This is a genomic window from Polaromonas sp., from assembly GCF_030680935.1.
In the GTDB taxonomy this organism is placed as follows: domain Bacteria; phylum Pseudomonadota; class Gammaproteobacteria; order Burkholderiales; family Burkholderiaceae_C; genus Polaromonas.
The window spans coordinates 1-15432 of sequence record NZ_JAUXUP010000033.1; the positions used below are offsets into that span (position 1 = coordinate 1).

The following is a 15432-nucleotide window of genomic DNA, read 5'->3' on the forward strand; positions in this document are numbered from 1 at the left end:
AAGTGCAGCATGGTCGGCGAGGGGATGGTCACCTTGGGCGTGTTGCCCTTGCTGACCTGGCTTTGCAGGTACTGGAAGTCGGCGAGCTGGATGTCTTTGACGTGGCGCACCTTGTCGACCACTTTCATCACGGGTGGCGCCAGTTCTTCCGTGCCATCGGGGCGCTTGACGGTGAATGGGATGCCCACCTCGACGCCGCCAATCTGCGCCAGAAAGTCGGTGTGGAAGTAAGTACGGCGGAACTCGCCGTCGGTGATGCTTTTCAGGCCCACGTCTTCCTGAAACTTGACGATCTCGGTGATCGCCTTGTCTTCCACCTTGCGCAGCTGCTCGGGCGTGATCTCGCCCTTGGCCTTTTGCTCACGCGCTTCCAGCAGGTATTTGGGGCGCAAAAAACTGCCGACGTGGTCGTAGCGGGCGGGCAGGTGTGGGGTGGGGGTGCTCATGAATGTCTCCTGGGATGTTGTGGCCAGCCTGCATGTTAGAGCATGTTTTATGGCAATCAGTGAATACATTAATGTGGATTAAACCCTGAAAATGGCCTGAAAGTATTGATTTATCGCAATGAATGTATACAGTGCGTATCCATGAAAGCTGAAAAAGCCGCCTTTCCCCTGAATGCCTGGTACGCCGCTGCGTATGACGTAGAGGTTGCGCGCAAGCTGCTTGCGCGCACCATCTGCAAGCAAAAACTGGTGATGTTTCGCAAGCTCGACGGCAGCGTCGCCGCGCTGGAAGACGCCTGCTGGCACCGGCTGCTGCCGCTGTCCATGGGCTCGCTGGATGGGGATGAGGTCACCTGCGGCTACCACGGCCTGGTTTACAACGCGCAGGGCCGCTGCACCCACATGCCAAGCCAGGAGACGCTGAACCCCTCGGCCTGCGTGCGCAGCTTTCCGGTGATTGAAAAACACCGCTTCATCTGGGTCTGGCCGGGTGACCCGGCCAAGGCCGACCCGGCGCTGGTGCCCGACATGCACTGGAATGACGACCCCGAATGGGCCGGTGACGGCAAACTCATCACCGTGCAGTGCGACTACCGCCTGGTGATCGACAACCTGATGGACCTGACCCACGAGACTTTTGTGCACGGCTCCAGCATCGGCCAGCGCGCCGTGGCCGAGGCGCCGTTTGTGGCCACACACGGCGACCGCAGCGCCAGCGTCACCCGCTGGATGGAAAACATCGACGCGCCGCCGTTCTGGGCCGGGCAGATCAGCCATGCGCGTGGCTACCAGGGCAAGGTGGACCGCTGGCAGATCATCCGGTTTGAAGCGCCGTGTACCGTCAACATCGACGTGGGTGTGGCCGAGGCCGGCAGCGGCGCGCCGCCGAAAGACGGTCAGCCGGGCGACCGCAGCCGCGGCGTCAATGGATTTGTGCTGAACACCGTGACGCCAGAGACCGACGGCAGCTGCCACTACTTCTGGGCCTTTGCCCGCAACTATTGCCTGGGTGAACAGGCGCTGACACACCAGCTGCGCGAAGGCGTGGCCAGCATCTTCCGCGAAGACGAACACGTGCTGGAGGCACAGCAGATCGCCATGAACGAACACCCGGACCACCAGTTTTACAACCTCAACATCGACGCCGGCTCCATGTGGGCACGGCGCCTGATCGACAAGCTGGTGGCGCGCGAAACACCGGCCCAGGCGGTGATCCCCATCCTGCAGGTGGCTTGACGCTATGGCAAACGCTATCAAAAAAGTAGCTGCTGGCGCAGACCAGACAGGGGCTGAAGGCCAAATTGGCACTGAAAGTGCGCAGGTGCGGGCGCTGCTCAAGCTGCGCGAGCTGATTCTGTCAGGTGAGCTGGCCGGCGGCACCCGTATTGCCGAGCTGACGATTGTTGAGCGTCTTGGCGTCTCGCGCACACCAATTCGCGCTGCGCTGATGCGGCTGGAACAAGAGGGCCTGCTGGAGGCGCTGCCCAACGGAGGTTATGCGGTCAAGGCGTTTTCAGAACGCGACATTGCCGACGCGATCGAACTGCGCGGCACGCTGGAGGGCCTGCTGGTGCGGCTGGCGGCAGAACGCGGCGCGCCCGCCGTGGTGCTGGCCGAGGCGCGCGAGTGTTTGCGCCAGGTCGATGCGGTGCTGGCCGACCCGGCGCTGACGGACGAGGCGTTTTCAGCCTATGTTGATTTCAACGAGCGTTTTCATGCCCTGCTGTATGAGATGGCCGACAGCCCGGTCACCGTGCGCCAGCTTGAGCGGGTCGTCAGTCTGCCGTTTGCATCGGCCTCGGCCTTTGTGGTGGCGCAGTCGAACTCGCCACAGGCGCGCGACATGCTGGTGGTGGCGCAAGACCAGCACTGGCAGGTGCTGGATGCGATTGAGCGCGGCGAGGGCACTCGCGCCGAGGCGCTGATGCGCGAACACTCGCGCCTGGCGCAGCGCAACCTGCGACACGCGCTGTCAGGGCAGGGCGCGCACATGCCCGAGTCGCTCAAGGCCATGAAGCTGATTCGCCGGCGCTGAGCACACACACGACCATGAAAAGCACCCAGACCTGGCAGGAAGCCACCGTCGTCGCCACGCGCGACCTGACGCCCACCGTGCGCGAGTTTGAAATCCGGCCCACCGGGGGCCAGGCCGCGGCCTGGGAGCCGGGCGCCCATTTGCAGATGCAGGTATTGGTCAACGGCCAGGCGCAGATTCGGTCTTATTCACTGGTGGGCCTGCCCGATGGCAGCCACTACCGCATTGCCGTCAAGCGTATGGACGACGGCCGCGGTGGCTCACTCGCCATGTGGCGGCTGGCCAGCGGTGACCGCCTGCAGGTGAGCGAGCCGCAAAACCATTTTTATCTGGAGCTGTCAGCGCCGCACTATTTGCTGGTGGCAGGCGGTATCGGTATCACGCCGCTGGTCATGATGGCGCAGCAGCTCAAAACCCATGTGTTGAAGACCGGCGCCACGTTGCGCATGTTGTACGGCGTGCGCACCCAGGAAGAGCTGGCGTTTTTGCCGCTGCTGCGGGAGACCTTGGGCGACAGCCTGCAAGCCTTTGTGGCGGACCGTGGAGAAAGCATGGACATCGCGCCCGAGGTCGCCGCCCTGCCGGCTGGGGCGCAGCTTTACACCTGCGGGCCGGTGCCCATGCTGGAAGCGATCAAACAAGCATGGTCTGATGCCGGGCGTGCGCCTGCCGATTTGCGCTTTGAAACCTTTGGCAGCAGTGGCCGGTTTGCCGCCCAGGCTTTTCGCGTGCTGGTGCCGCGCCAGAACATCGACATCACGGTGGCTGCCGACACCACGCTGCTGGACGCACTCGAGCGCGCCGGGGTGGAAACCCTGTGGGACTGCCGGCGCGGCGAATGTGGTCTGTGCGCCATGGACGTGCTGGCGCTGGACGGCGAGGCGGACCACCGCGACGTGTTTCTCAGTGCCCACGAAAAGCAGGAAAACCGCCGCATCTGCGCCTGTGTGTCGCGCGTCGTGGGCTCGGTCACGCTGGATTCGGCCTGGCGGGGTGATTGACGGCCTGCCCCACAAAGGGGCGGGATAATGAAATATCGGGAGTTTGGATATATCAAAATCGTATAGCTGATAGAGCCCTGTCGCCGTTCCCCCGCCGCTGTTGTGCGGTGACAATCCGCCATACCCCCTGTAGGAACTGCCAACGCAGCGGTGCCTTTGCTTATTAACCCATGACTGGAGACTGAAATGACAAAGAGAGCCCTTATCAAGACCGCCCTGGCGGTTGCCGCCCTGTGTGCAGCCGGCACAGGTTTTGCCCAACAGGTCACGCTTCGCCTGCACCAGATGTTGCCGCAGCAGGCCACCATTCCGGCCAAGGCGCTGATTCCCTGGGCGCAAAAAGTCGAGAAAGACTCGGGCGGGAAGATCAAGGTGCAGTTGTTTCACGCCATGCAGCTTGGTGGCACACCGCCCCAGCTGTTCGACCAGGCCCGCGACGGCGTGGTGGACCTGACCTGGACGGTGCTGGGCTACACCCCAGGCCGGTTCAACAAGTCGGAAGTGTTTGAGCTGCCCTTCATGAGCGGCAACGCCGAGCAGTCGTCGCGTGCGTTTCACGAGTATGTCGAAAAGTTTGCGGCCGACGAGTTCAAGGAGGTCAAGCTGATTGCTGTACACACCCACGGCCCGGGACTGTTTCACACCAAGACGCCGGTGACCGGCCTGGAAAGCCTGCGTGGCATGAAAATTCGTGGCGGCTCGCGCGTGATCAGCAACATGCTGACCAAGCTGGGCGCCACCCCCGTGGGCATGCCGGTGCCGGCCGTGACCGACGCGCTGTCCAAGGGTGTGATCGATGGAACCACCATCCCCTGGGAAGTGACGCCTGCGCTCAAGGTCAGCGAGCTGGTCAAGAACCACACCACTTTTGCCGGCAAGGAAGGGCTGTACACACAGACCTTCGCGTTCTCCATGAACAAGGCGGCTTACGAGAAGCTGCCAGCCGACCTGAAGAAGGTGATTGACGACAACTCCGGCATCGAAACTGCAGCCATGTTCGGCCGTGCGATGGACGAGGGCGACAAGGTGGGCCGCGCCATTGCCGAGAAGGCGGGCAACAACATCGTGGCGCTCGACATCGCAGAGACGCAGCGCTGGCGCCGTACAGCCTCCACGGTCGAGACCGACTGGGTGGCCGAGATGAAGGGCAAAAACATCGACGGCGCCAAACTGGCCGCCGAGGCCCGCGCGCTGATCGCCAAGCACCAACGATAATCGGTGTGTGCAGGTCGCGCGCGGCCTGCAACGTTTTCCAACAACGCTGCCCCCTGTCCTGCCGTGAAGGCGAAGGGGGCAGTTCACTTGCGGATGGTGATGAATTGAAGCTGCTTTCCCTGTTGGCCAGAGTCTGCGCGGTACTGGCCGGTGTCATTCTGACCGCCATCACGCTGATCACCTGCATCAGCCTGATCGGACGCAATACCATCGGTACGACTTTGGTCGGTGACTATGAGTTGACCGCCGCAGCGGCGGGTGCTGCCGTGGCGCTGTTTCTGCCCTGGTGCCAGCTCCGGCGCGAAAACATCATCGTGGACTTTTTCACCGCGCGCCTGTCCGCCGTGACCAACAGCCGGCTGGACCGCGTGGGCAGCGCTTTGCTGGCTGCGGTGGTGCTGGTGCTGGCCTGGCGCACCGCAGTGGGTGGCATCAGCGCCTACAACTCCAATTCCTCGACCATGATGCTTGGCTTTCCCGAGTGGATCGTCTACGCCTTCATGGTTCCCCCGATTGTGCTGACAGGCGTGATTGCTCTGGCGCAGACCGTGTATGGCGATTTTGCGGAGCAGGCCAAATGAGTACCTTGATGTTGGCGGGCCTTATTTTTGCCTGCATGCTGGGGCTGATGGCGATCCGCGTGCCGATTGCCATTTCGATGTTTGTGGCGGGTGTGTTTGGTTACCTGTACCAGGTGGGTCTCGCGCCGTTTCTGAACAACCTCAATGGGCTGGCCTACGCGCGGTTTGCCAGCTACGACCTGTCGGTCATTCCGCTGTTCATCCTGATGGGCAATTTCGCCACCCAGGGTGGCATTTCCAGGGCCTTGTTCCAGTTTGCGAGTGTGATCATGGCGGGTTTTCGCGGTGGCCTGGCCATGGCGGCCGTGATGGCCAGCGCGGCCTTCGGGGCCATCTGCGGATCGTCCATCGCCACGGCGGCGACCATCACGGCGGTGGCGCTTCCCGAGATGAAGCGCCATGGTTATTCCGGGCGGCTTGCCACCGGCACTCTGGCGGCCGGCGGCACGCTGGGCATCCTGATTCCCCCGTCGGTCCCGCTGGTGATCTATGCCATCCTGACCGAGCAGAACATTGCCAAGCTGTTTGCGGCGGCCACCATCCCCGGCATCATCGCCATGTGCGGGTACATGATCGCCATCGCCGTGTATGTGCGCCTGTTCCCTGGCCATGCGCCCGAGCATGACGAGGACCGGCCCCGCATGACGCTGGCTGGCGTGATGGCAGTGACGCCCATCGCGATCATTTTTGTCATCGTATTCGGCGGCATCTATGGCGGGCTGTTCACGCCCACCGAGGGCGCGGGCGTGGGCGCTGCGGCCACCTTTGTCGCTGCCCTTTTCAGGCGCGAGCTGACGCTGCAGAAGATCAAGCTGTGTTTTTATTCCACCGCAGGCACCAGCGCGATGATCTTCATGATCTTCATAGGCGCCGACATGATGAATGTCGCTCTTGCCCTGACCCAGGTGCCGGCCCAGCTCGCCGAGGTCATCAAGGGTTGGGGTGTGGCGCCGGTGCTGGTGGTGTCGGGCATTCTGCTGTTTTACGTGGTGCTGGGCGCGGTGATGGACGAGTTGTCCATGATTCTGCTGACCATTCCAATTTTCTTTCCGGTGGTGATGGGCCTGGACTTCGGCATGCCCCCCGAGTCGGTGGCCATCTGGTTCGGCATCATGGTGCTGATGACGGTGGGCTTCGGCCTGCTGGCACCGCCCGTGGGGTTGAACGTCTATGTGGTCAATGGCATGGCCAAGGACGTGCCCATCTCTGAAAGTTACAAAGGCGTGATGCCTTTCCTGGTCAGCGATGTGATCCGCACCATCTTGTTGCTGATGTTCCCGCCCATATCGCTCTGGCTGGTCCGCTTCGTAGGTTAGGGCCGGTGCGCACCATGTATGCGCGAGGTGTTGTCGGCTGGCTGGCAGCCTGTCTGTGGCTGTCTTCACCGGTGATGGCACAAACCTTTCCTGCCAAACCGCTGAAGATTGTTGTGCCTTTTGGTGCCGGTGGTATTGCCGACCTGACCGCGCGCACGGTGGCACAAAAGCTCAGTGAGTCGCTGGGTCAGCCCGTGGTGGTGGACAACAAGCCCGGCGCAGGTGGCGTGGTGGCCGGAGACGTGGTTGCCCGGGCCGAGCCGGATGGGCACACCCTGCTGCTGATGTCCAACGGCACGGCGGTCAGTGCCGGTCTTTTCAAGTCCTTGCCATTTGATGCGGTGCGTGATTTTTTGCCGGTGTCGACACTCGGGTTTTTTGACATTGCGATCATCACGCCGGCCGATTCAAAGTTCAAGACGCTCGGTGAGCTGCTGGCTTTTGCCAGGGCCCACCCCGGCAAACTCAATGTTGGCAGCATCAATGTCGGCAGCACACAAAACCTCGCGGCAGAGCTGTTCAAGACCAGCGCCGGTGTGGACCTGCAGATTGTGCCGTTCAATGGCACGCCGGCCGTGATCACCGCCTTGCGAGGCGGGCAGATCGATGCTGCGGTGGAAATCCTCGGCCCCGTGCTGCCGCAGATCAGGGCCAATGTGCTGCGCGCGCTGGCCGTCACCGGTGACAAGCGCGCCGTCGTGTTGCCCGATGTGCCAACAGCCAGAGAAAGCGGACTGTTCACCTTTGTGGCCTCCAGCTGGAACGCGCTGGCCGTACCGGCCAAAACGCCGAAGGATGTGATTGCCCGGCTGAACAAGGAGATCGCTGCTGCGCTTGGTTCAGCGGACGTCCGGACGAAACTGGCTGAGCTGAATGTGGAGGCCCGCTCAAGCTCGCCCGGACAGGCCGCCGAGCTGCTGGCCAGTGAAACCAGGCGCTGGGGTGAGGTGATCACACGCGCCAAAATTCCAACGCAGTAGATATTCGCGCTGTCGGCTCAAGGAGATTTCTGTGAAGTTTGAACATATTGGCATGGTGGGTTACGGCGAGGTGGGCAAGGTTTTCACCGCTGGACTCAAGGAGCGGGTGTCTGGCATCAGCGCCTGGGACCTCAAGTTCGATGCGGCTGCACAGCGCGAGGCGCAACTCGCCCACGCGGCGCAGGCCGGGGTGACGGCTTGTACCTCCCTGGCCGAGCTGTGCGCAAGATCTGATCTGCTGATCTCGGCCGTCACCGCGTCCAACACACTGGCCGTGGCTCAGGCTGCGGCGCCGCACATCCGGCCGGGCACGGTGTTTCTGGACCTCAACTCGGCATCCCCCGGTACCAAGCAGCAAGCCGCTGCACTGATTGATGCGGCCGGTGGCCGCTACGTGGAAGCGGGGGTAATGACCTCGGTGCCGCCTTATGGCATCCGCGTGCCCATGCTGCTGGGCGGCGCCATGGCCGCCGATCTGGCGGTCGTTCTGGGTGCGTGGGGCATGGATGCAAAAGCCGTCAGCGACAAGCTGGGTGTGGCCAGCGCCATCAAGATGTGCCGCAGCGTGATGATCAAGGGCCTGGAGGCGCTGGTGATTGAAAGCTACACCACGGCCAGGGCCTACGGGGTCGAGGACCATGTGTTGCCGACGCTGGCCGAGACCTTCCCCAGCATCGACTGGGAAAAGCAGGGCGCTTACTTTTTCAGCCGCGTGGTGCAACATGGCCAGCGCCGCGCCGAGGAAATGCGCGAAGCCGCCAACACCGTGCACGAAGCCGGGCCGGGGTTCGCGCCCTTCATGGCTTCAGCCATCGCCGACAAGCAGCAATGGGTGGCCGACCAGGCGAAGCAGGGGCTGTTCAGCGGAATGGGCAAAGAGGCGCGCTGGCAGGACTACGCGGACCGTTTGCTGGGCGTCAAACCCGGAGTGTCCTAGGCCGTTGTCCCGGGCATCAGGTGTAAGGCTTGAGGGCCTGCGCCACCACCGAGGTAACCACTTCAATCGCCATTTTCTGCGTGTCGGTGCTCGCGCGGCGTGAAGAGCGCGCCAGCGTCAGCTCGCTCATGATGCGCGGTGAGTGGATGCTGCGTAGGGTAAAAGGCGCAGGGTCTTCCACATTGCTCAGTGTGTAGCTTGGCAAAATCGCGTGGCCCATGCCTTCACGCACCAGGCTCAGGATGGCGTTCAGGCCGTCCACCTCAAGGGTGACCTGAGGCTTGCATCCAATCGTGATCATTTCACCTTCGATCAGTATGCGGAAAGCGTTGGGCCGGCTGGGCAGGATCAGCGGCAGCTCGGCCACCGCGGCAAGGCGTATGGTCTGGCGTTTTTCCCTGGCGCCTTTTTTCGACCCGGCCGGTTTGATGCCGGCTGGTTTGACGCCAGTTTTGTGCGAGATCAGTACCAGTTCTTCAGCGTGAAGTGTGGTCACCTCAAGCTCGGGGGAACGTTCGGCGTTGTAGAGTACCGCCATGTCGAGGTTGCCGACACGCAGGCCCTCTTGCATCAGCACCGAGAAGCCCTCAGTCAGTGTCAGTTGCGCCAGCGGCAGCTGTTGCCTGAAGGCGTGTGTCAGTGGCACGGTGATGAGTTTGGACAGGCTGGGCGGAAGGCCGATGGAGACACGTCCAGCCAGCCCACCGCGCACGGCCGCCAGTTCCTCCCGCGCCACTTCCACCTGGTGCAAAATGCCGCGCCCGTGTTTAAGCAGCAGCTTGCCGGCTTCGGTGGGTATCGCGCCGCGCCCGGTACGGGTCAGCAGGTTTTGTCGTAATTCAACCTCCAGCAGGCGTACCTGGCGGCTCAGCGCGGGCTGGGCAATGTCCAGCGCGATGGAGGCACGGGTGAAGCTGCCAAGCTCGGCCACACGCACAAAGTATTCGAGTTGCTTGAGGTCCATTTTGAATAACCTTTCTCCAATTATGCCCAACTGGCATAGCTGCTAGTCCGGGCAAGGCCTTTTCAGAGGGCGCGCAAACCAACAGAATTGGTCCATGCCAACCCATACGCCCGCAATCAAGGGTATCTCTTCGATGGCCACCCGCCAGGTGCTGGCCGAGCTGGTGTCCGCCTTTGCGCAGCAGTCTGGCTGTCCGGTGGCGATAGAGGCAGTGGGCGGGGTGGACGCCGCCAGACGTGTGCAGGCTGGTGAAACTTTTGATGTGGTGGTGCTCGCCTCTGATGCCATCGACAAACTCATGGCTGAAGGCCATCTTCAGGCGGGTAGCAAGGTCGACCTGGTGCGTTCCGGCGTGGCCGTGGCGGTGCGTGCCGGTGAAGCGCTGCCAGACATCAGCTCGGAAGACGCGCTCAAACGCGCGGTGCTGGCCGCAACCAGCATCAGTTATTCGACCGGGCCCAGCGGGGTGGCGCTGGCGAAGCTGTTTGAGCGCTGGGGCATCACCAGCGATATTCAGGGCCGCATGGTACAGGCGCCACCTGGCGTGCCGGTGGGTGCGCTGGTGGCGCGTGGCGAAGTGGAACTGGGTTTTCAGCAGCTCAGCGAGTTGCTGCATGTCGAAGGCATCACGGTTGTGGGCCCGCTTCCGCCTGCCGTCCAGATCACGACGACTTTTTCGGCCGGCATACATGCCAGTGTGGTCGCTGGATCGCCGCAGGCCGAAAGCGTGCGAGCCCTGCTGGACCACATGGCATCGAAGCAGGCCGACGAAGCCAAAAAACGCCAGGGCATGGACCCGGCTTGAACAGATCAAGAACAAGTTCCAGAAATTCAGGAGTAAGCATGAGTCTCATCATTGACTGCCATGGTCACTACACCACGGCGCCCAAAGCGCTGGAGACCTGGCGCAACCAGCAGATTGCGGGTATCCAGGATGCATCCCTCATGCCCAAGGCGTCAGACCTGAAAATCAGCGACGACGAACTGCGCGAGAGCATAGAGACCAACCAGCTCAAGCTGATGAAAGAGCGCGGCAGCAACATCACCTTGTTTTCGCCGCGCGCGAGTTTCATGGCGCACCACATCGGCGACTTCAATGTCTCCAGCACCTGGGCGGCGATCTGCAATGAGTTGTGCTTCCGTGTCAGCCAGCTGTTCCCCGCGCATTTTGTGCCAGTGGCGATGTTGCCGCAGTCCCCCGGCGTGGATCCCAAAACCTGTATCCCCGAGCTGGAAAAATGCGTGAAGGAATATGGCGCAGTCGGCATCAACCTGAATCCCGACCCCTCCGGCGGTCACTGGACCAGCCCGCCGCTGACCGACAAACACTGGTACCCGATCTACGAAAAAATGGTCGAGTACGACCTGCCGGCCATGATCCATGTGAGCACGAGCTGCAATGCCTGCTTTCACACCACCGGCGCGCATTACCTGAACGCCGACACCACGGCTTTCATGCAGTGTGTGCAGGGGGATCTGTTCAAGGACTTTCCGACGCTGAAGTTTTTGATTCCGCATGGCGGCGGCGCAGTGCCTTACCACTGGGGGCGCTTCCGTGGGCTCGCGCAGGAGATGAAGAAACCGCTGCTGAGCGAACACGTGATGAACAACATTTTCTTTGACACCTGCGTTTATCACCAGCCGGGCATTGACCTGCTGAATACGGTGATTCCGGTGAAAAACGTGTTGTTTGCTTCGGAAATGATTGGTGCGGTGCGCGGCATAGATCCGACCACCGGCAATTATTACGACGATACCAGGCGCTACATCGAAGCCAGCAAGATACTGAGCAGCGATGACAAGCACCAGATTTATGAAGGCAATGTGCGGCGCGTGTTCTCGCGGCTGGACACGCGCCTGAAAGCAAAGGGGCACTGACATGTTTGAACTCGGCGTTGTTTACCGCAACATCACCCGCGCGGATCGCGCAGCTGCCGACGGCCTGGCCGCGCTCGGCTCTGCCACGGTGCATGAGGCCATGGGCCGTGTCGGCCTGATGAAACCCTATATGCGGCCGATTTATGCGGGCGCCCTGGTGTCGGGCACGGCGGTGACGGTGCTGCTGCACCCCGGCGACAACTGGATGATGCATGTGGTGGCCGAGCAGATTCAGCCCGGTGACATCGTGGTGGCCGCCATCACAGCTGAATGCACAGACGGGTACTTTGGCGACCTGCTGGCCACCAGCTTCCAGGCGCGTGGTGCGCGCGGCCTGGTCATCGATGCCGGTGTGCGAGATGTGAAAACGCTGACCGAGATGGGCTTTCCGGTGTGGAGCAAGGCCATCAGCTCCAAGGGCACGATCAAGGCCACACTGGGTTCGGTGAACATTCCGGTGGTCTGTGCCGGGATGATCGTCAACCCCGGTGATGTGGTGGTGGCAGACGACGACGGGGTGGTGGTGGTGCCCAAGGCGCTGGCCGCCAAAACACTGGAAGCCGCCCGCGCCCGTGAAGCCAACGAGGGCGAAAAACGCAACAAGCTGGGCTCGGGCATTCTGGGCCTGGACATGTACAACATGCGCGAGCCGCTGGCCAAAGCTGGTCTCAAATACATCGACTGAATCATCGACTGAATGCTGACCATGACAAAACCTGCAACCGGTGATTTCACCAAAACGCCGGGGTGGCTGGACTGGTATGACGGCCCCGCCACGCCCCGCTTCAAGCTGCCCGCAGGCGCGGTGGATGCGCATTGCCATGTGTTTGGTCCCGGCGCCCAGTTCCCCTACGCGCCGGAACGCAAATATACCCCCTGTGACGCCTCCAAAGAGCAGCTGTTTGCGCTGCGTGACCATTTGGGTTTTGACAAAAACGTGATTGTGCAGGCGACCTGCCACGGCAGCGACAACCGCGCGCTGGTGGATGCGCTCAGGCACTCCAACAACAAGGCACGCGGTGTGGCCACGGTCAAGCGTGATGTGACAGACGCGGCGCTGCAGGACATGCATGCCGCAGGGGTGCGCGGCACGCGCTTCAATTTCGTCAAGCGTCTGGCTGACTTCACGCCGCGCGAAGTGCTGCTGGAAATTGCCCAGCGCATTGCCCCGCTGGGCTGGCATGTAGTGGTGTACTTCGAGGCGCAGGACCTGCCCGAGCTGTATGACTTTTTTACTGCGCTGCCAACCACGGTGGTGGTGGACCACATGGGTCGGCCCGATGTCAGCAAACCGGTGGACGGCCCCGAGTTCGAGTTGTTTGTGAAGATGATGCGTGAGCACAGCAACATCTGGAGCAAGGTCAGCTGCCCGGAACGCCTGAGCCTGGGCGGCCCGCCGGCACTGAACGGCCAGCAGCACGCTTACCAGGACGTGGTGCCGTTTGCGCGGCGCCTGGTCGAAACTTTTTCTGACCGTGTGCTCTGGGGCACCGACTGGCCGCATCCGAACCTGAAAGACCACATGCCCGACGACGGTCTGCTGGTGGACTACATTCCCCAGATCGCCATCACGCCTGACTTGCAGAAAAAGCTGCTGGTGGACAACCCGACACGCCTTTATTGGGGAGACTGAGCATGCCACTGGCAAAACCATATCTTGACGTTCCTGGTACCACCATTTTTGACGCCGAACAATCCCGCCTCGGTTACCACCTGAACCAGTTCTGCATGTCGCTCATGAAGGCGGGCAACCGCGAGCGCTTCAAGGCCAACGAACGCGCCTACCTGGACGAGTGGCCGATGACCGAAGAGCAGAAGCAGGCGGTGCTGGCGCGCGACCTGAACCGCTGCATCAAGGCCGGTGGCAACATTTATTTTCTGGCCAAGATAGGCGCGACCGATGGCAAGAGTTTTCAGCAAATGGCAGGCAGCATGACCGGAATGACCGAGGAGGAATACCGCGACATGATGATTGCCGGCGGCCGTTCGGTGGATGGCAATCGCGTGGTCGGCGAAGACGGCACGGCGCAGGCCCACCGCCAGCCGCAGGGAAAAGCCGGCGCAACACGGAATTCATGAACATGGCAAAAATCACCGCATCTGTTTACACCTCGCATGTGCCTGCCATTGGCGCGGCCCTTGACCTCGGCAAAAGCAGCGAGCCCTACTGGCAGCCTGTGTTCAAGGGCTACGACTTCTCCAAACACTGGCTGGCGGAGAACAAGCCCGACGTGATTTTTCTGGTCTACAACGACCACGCCACGGCTTTCAGCCTGGAGATGATTCCGACCTTTGCCATCGGCACCGCGGCCGAGTTCACCCCGGCCGACGAGGGCTGGGGCCCGCGCCCTGTGCCCAAGGTCATCGGCCACCCTGAACTGGCCGCACATATAGCGCAGTCGGTGATCCAGCAGGACTTTGACTTGACCATCGTCAACAAAATGGACGTGGACCATGGCCTGACCGTGCCGTTGTCGCTGATGTGCGGCCAGCCGCAAGCCTGGCCCTGCCCGGTGATCCCGTTTGCCGTCAACGTGGTGCAGTACCCGGTGCCGTCGGGCCGCCGCTGCTTCGAGCTGGGTAAAGCGATCCGCAAGGCGGTGGAAAGTTTTGACAAGCCCCTGAATGTGCAGATCTGGGGCACTGGCGGCATGAGCCACCAGCTACAGGGCCCGCGTGCCGGCCTGATCAACAAGGAATTTGACAATGCTTTCCTGGACCAGTTGATCGCCGACCCGGAAGGTCTGGCCAGCAAGCCGCACATCGACTACGTGCGCGAGGCCGGCTCGGAGGGCATAGAGCTCGTGATGTGGCTGATCGCACGCGGCGCGATGTCGGATGTGGCCGGTGGCCCCGCGCCCACAGTGGCGCACCGCTTTTACCATGTGCCTGCATCCAACACGGCCGTGGGCCATCTGATTCTGGAGAACAAGTAAATGAGCAACAAAACCATCAAGGTCGCGCTTGCGGGGGCCGGTGCCTTCGGCATCAAACACCTCGACGGCATCAAGAACATCGCCGGCGTTGAAGTGGTGTCGCTGATCAGCCGCGATCTGGAGAAGACCAAAGAAGTCGCCGCCAAATACGGCATCGCCCATGTCAGCACCGACCTGGCCGACAGCCTGGCGCTCAAGGAGGTCGATGCCGTCATCCTGTGCACGCCGACGCAGATGCATGCCGAGCAAAGCATCGCCTGCCTGAAAGCCGGCAAACATGTGCAGGTGGAAATTCCGCTGGCCGACACGCTCAAAGGGGCGCAAGGCGTGGTCGCCCTGCAAAAGCAGACCGGCCTGGTCGCCATGTGTGGCCACACGCGCCGCTTCAACCCCAGCCACCAGTATGTGCACAAGGAAATTGCGGCGGGCCGCTTCAACATCCAGCAGATGGATGTGCAGACCTATTTCTTCCGCCGCAGCAACATGAACGCGCTGGGCCAGCCGCGCAGCTGGACCGACCACCTGCTCTGGCACCACGCGGCCCATACAGTGGATCTGTTTGCATACCAGTGCGGCAGCCCGATTGTGCAGGCCAACGCCATCCAGGGGCCGATTCACCCGGCGCTGGGCATTGCGATGGACATGAGCATCCAGCTCAAGGCGGCCAACGGTGCCATTTGTACCCTGTCGCTGAGCTTCAACAACGATGGCCCGCTGGGAACCTTCTTTCGTTACATCGGCGACACGGCGACTTACCTGGCGCGGTATGACGACCTGTTCAACGGCAAGGAAGAAAAAATCGACGTGAGCAAAGTGGATGTGTCCATGAACGGCATAGAGCTGCAGGACCGCGAATTTTTTGCCGCCATCCGGGAAGGGCGTGAACCCAACAGCAGTGTGGCCCAGGTGCTGGCCTGCTACGAAGTGCTGCACAAGCTTGAAGAGCAGCTGGCTTAAGTCATGACCTTTCCTGTGCGCAAGATCGGCTCTTTCGACGTCTCGGCCATAGGCCTGGGCTGCATGAACCTGAGCCATGCTTACGGCACACCGCCCACGGCAGAGCAGGGCGAACGTGTGTTGCTGGCTGCGCTGGATGCCGGTGTGACGCTGTTCGACACGGCGGCGCTGTATGGTTTTGGCGCC

At 61.9% G+C, this 15432-nt stretch carries 17 protein-coding genes and 1 pseudogene; 16 read left to right on the forward strand and 2 right to left on the reverse strand.

Going from position 1 to position 15432, the window contains the following annotated elements; genetic code table 11:
- Positions 1-446, reverse strand: a pseudogene (locus Q8L50_RS09070) (5-methyltetrahydropteroyltriglutamate--homocysteine S-methyltransferase); the annotation flags it as partial.
- A 141-nt stretch (positions 447-587) separates the two neighbouring features.
- Between Q8L50_RS09070 and Q8L50_RS09075 the strand changes: the two are divergent.
- The 8 genes from Q8L50_RS09075 (at position 588) to Q8L50_RS09110 (ending at position 8511) form a co-directional block, all read left to right on the forward strand.
- Entirely contained in the window at positions 588-1682 is a 1095-nt protein-coding gene (locus Q8L50_RS09075) for an aromatic ring-hydroxylating dioxygenase subunit alpha (RefSeq protein WP_305348348.1), read from the forward strand.
- A 4-nt stretch (positions 1683-1686) separates the two neighbouring features.
- The gene (locus Q8L50_RS09080) at positions 1687-2481 is read left to right on the forward strand and encodes a GntR family transcriptional regulator (protein WP_305348349.1); all 795 of its coding nucleotides are present in this window, start codon (positions 1687-1689) and stop codon (positions 2479-2481) included.
- Between the two features lie 14 nt (positions 2482-2495).
- Positions 2496-3482 (forward strand): PDR/VanB family oxidoreductase, encoded by a 987-nt coding sequence (locus Q8L50_RS09085; protein WP_305348350.1) that lies wholly within the window; start codon positions 2496-2498, stop codon positions 3480-3482.
- A gap of 186 nt (positions 3483-3668) precedes the next feature.
- On the forward strand, positions 3669-4697 hold the full coding sequence (locus Q8L50_RS09090) for a TRAP transporter substrate-binding protein (protein ID WP_305348351.1): 1029 nt from the start codon (positions 3669-3671) through the stop codon (positions 4695-4697).
- A gap of 104 nt (positions 4698-4801) precedes the next feature.
- Positions 4802-5278, forward strand: coding sequence for a TRAP transporter small permease (locus Q8L50_RS09095; protein ID WP_305348352.1), 477 nt, complete (start codon positions 4802-4804; stop codon positions 5276-5278).
- Positions 5275-6594: a TRAP transporter large permease gene (locus tag Q8L50_RS09100; protein WP_305348353.1), complete on the forward strand. Its 1320-nt coding sequence runs from the start codon at positions 5275-5277 to the stop codon at positions 6592-6594. Before Q8L50_RS09095 ends, Q8L50_RS09100 begins: the two co-directional genes overlap by 4 nt.
- 74 nt (positions 6595-6668) lie before the next feature.
- On the forward strand, positions 6669-7574 hold the full coding sequence (locus tag Q8L50_RS09105) for a tripartite tricarboxylate transporter substrate binding protein (protein WP_305348363.1): 906 nt from the start codon (positions 6669-6671) through the stop codon (positions 7572-7574).
- A gap of 31 nt (positions 7575-7605) precedes the next feature.
- A complete protein-coding gene (locus tag Q8L50_RS09110; protein ID WP_305348354.1) occupies positions 7606-8511 on the forward strand; it encodes an NAD(P)-dependent oxidoreductase in 906 nt (301 codons plus the stop codon).
- Between the two features lie 16 nt (positions 8512-8527).
- Here the strand turns inward: Q8L50_RS09110 and Q8L50_RS09115 are convergent, their stop codons facing one another.
- A complete protein-coding gene (locus tag Q8L50_RS09115) occupies positions 8528-9475 on the reverse strand; it encodes a LysR substrate-binding domain-containing protein (protein WP_305348355.1) in 948 nt (315 codons plus the stop codon).
- Between the two features lie 94 nt (positions 9476-9569).
- Here Q8L50_RS09115 and Q8L50_RS09120 point away from each other — a divergent pair, with 94 nt between their 5' ends.
- The 8 genes from Q8L50_RS09120 to Q8L50_RS09155 all read left to right on the forward strand — a co-directional run.
- On the forward strand, positions 9570-10280 hold the full coding sequence (locus Q8L50_RS09120; RefSeq protein ID WP_305348356.1) for a substrate-binding domain-containing protein: 711 nt from the start codon (positions 9570-9572) through the stop codon (positions 10278-10280).
- A 38-nt stretch (positions 10281-10318) separates the two neighbouring features.
- Complete coding sequence (locus Q8L50_RS09125) at positions 10319-11353, forward strand: amidohydrolase family protein (RefSeq protein ID WP_305348357.1); 1035 nt, start codon at positions 10319-10321, stop codon at positions 11351-11353.
- 1 nt (position 11354) lies between these two features.
- Positions 11355-12038, forward strand: a complete 684-nt coding sequence (ligK, locus tag Q8L50_RS09130; protein WP_305348358.1) for a 4-carboxy-4-hydroxy-2-oxoadipate aldolase/oxaloacetate decarboxylase — start codon at positions 11355-11357, stop codon at positions 12036-12038.
- A gap of 21 nt (positions 12039-12059) precedes the next feature.
- Complete coding sequence (locus Q8L50_RS09135) at positions 12060-12986, forward strand: amidohydrolase family protein (protein WP_305348359.1); 927 nt, start codon at positions 12060-12062, stop codon at positions 12984-12986.
- 2 nt (positions 12987-12988) lie between these two features.
- Positions 12989-13432, forward strand: coding sequence for a protocatechuate 4,5-dioxygenase subunit alpha (gene ligA / locus Q8L50_RS09140; protein WP_305348360.1), 444 nt, complete (start codon positions 12989-12991; stop codon positions 13430-13432).
- A gap of 2 nt (positions 13433-13434) precedes the next feature.
- The gene (locus tag Q8L50_RS09145; protein WP_305348364.1) at positions 13435-14289 is read left to right on the forward strand and encodes a class III extradiol dioxygenase subunit beta; all 855 of its coding nucleotides are present in this window, start codon (positions 13435-13437) and stop codon (positions 14287-14289) included.
- Entirely contained in the window at positions 14290-15246 is a 957-nt protein-coding gene (locus Q8L50_RS09150; protein ID WP_305348361.1) for a Gfo/Idh/MocA family oxidoreductase, read from the forward strand.
- 3 nt (positions 15247-15249) lie between these two features.
- On the forward strand, positions 15250-15432 hold a 183-nt coding region (locus tag Q8L50_RS09155), incomplete at its 3' end, for an aldo/keto reductase (protein WP_305348362.1).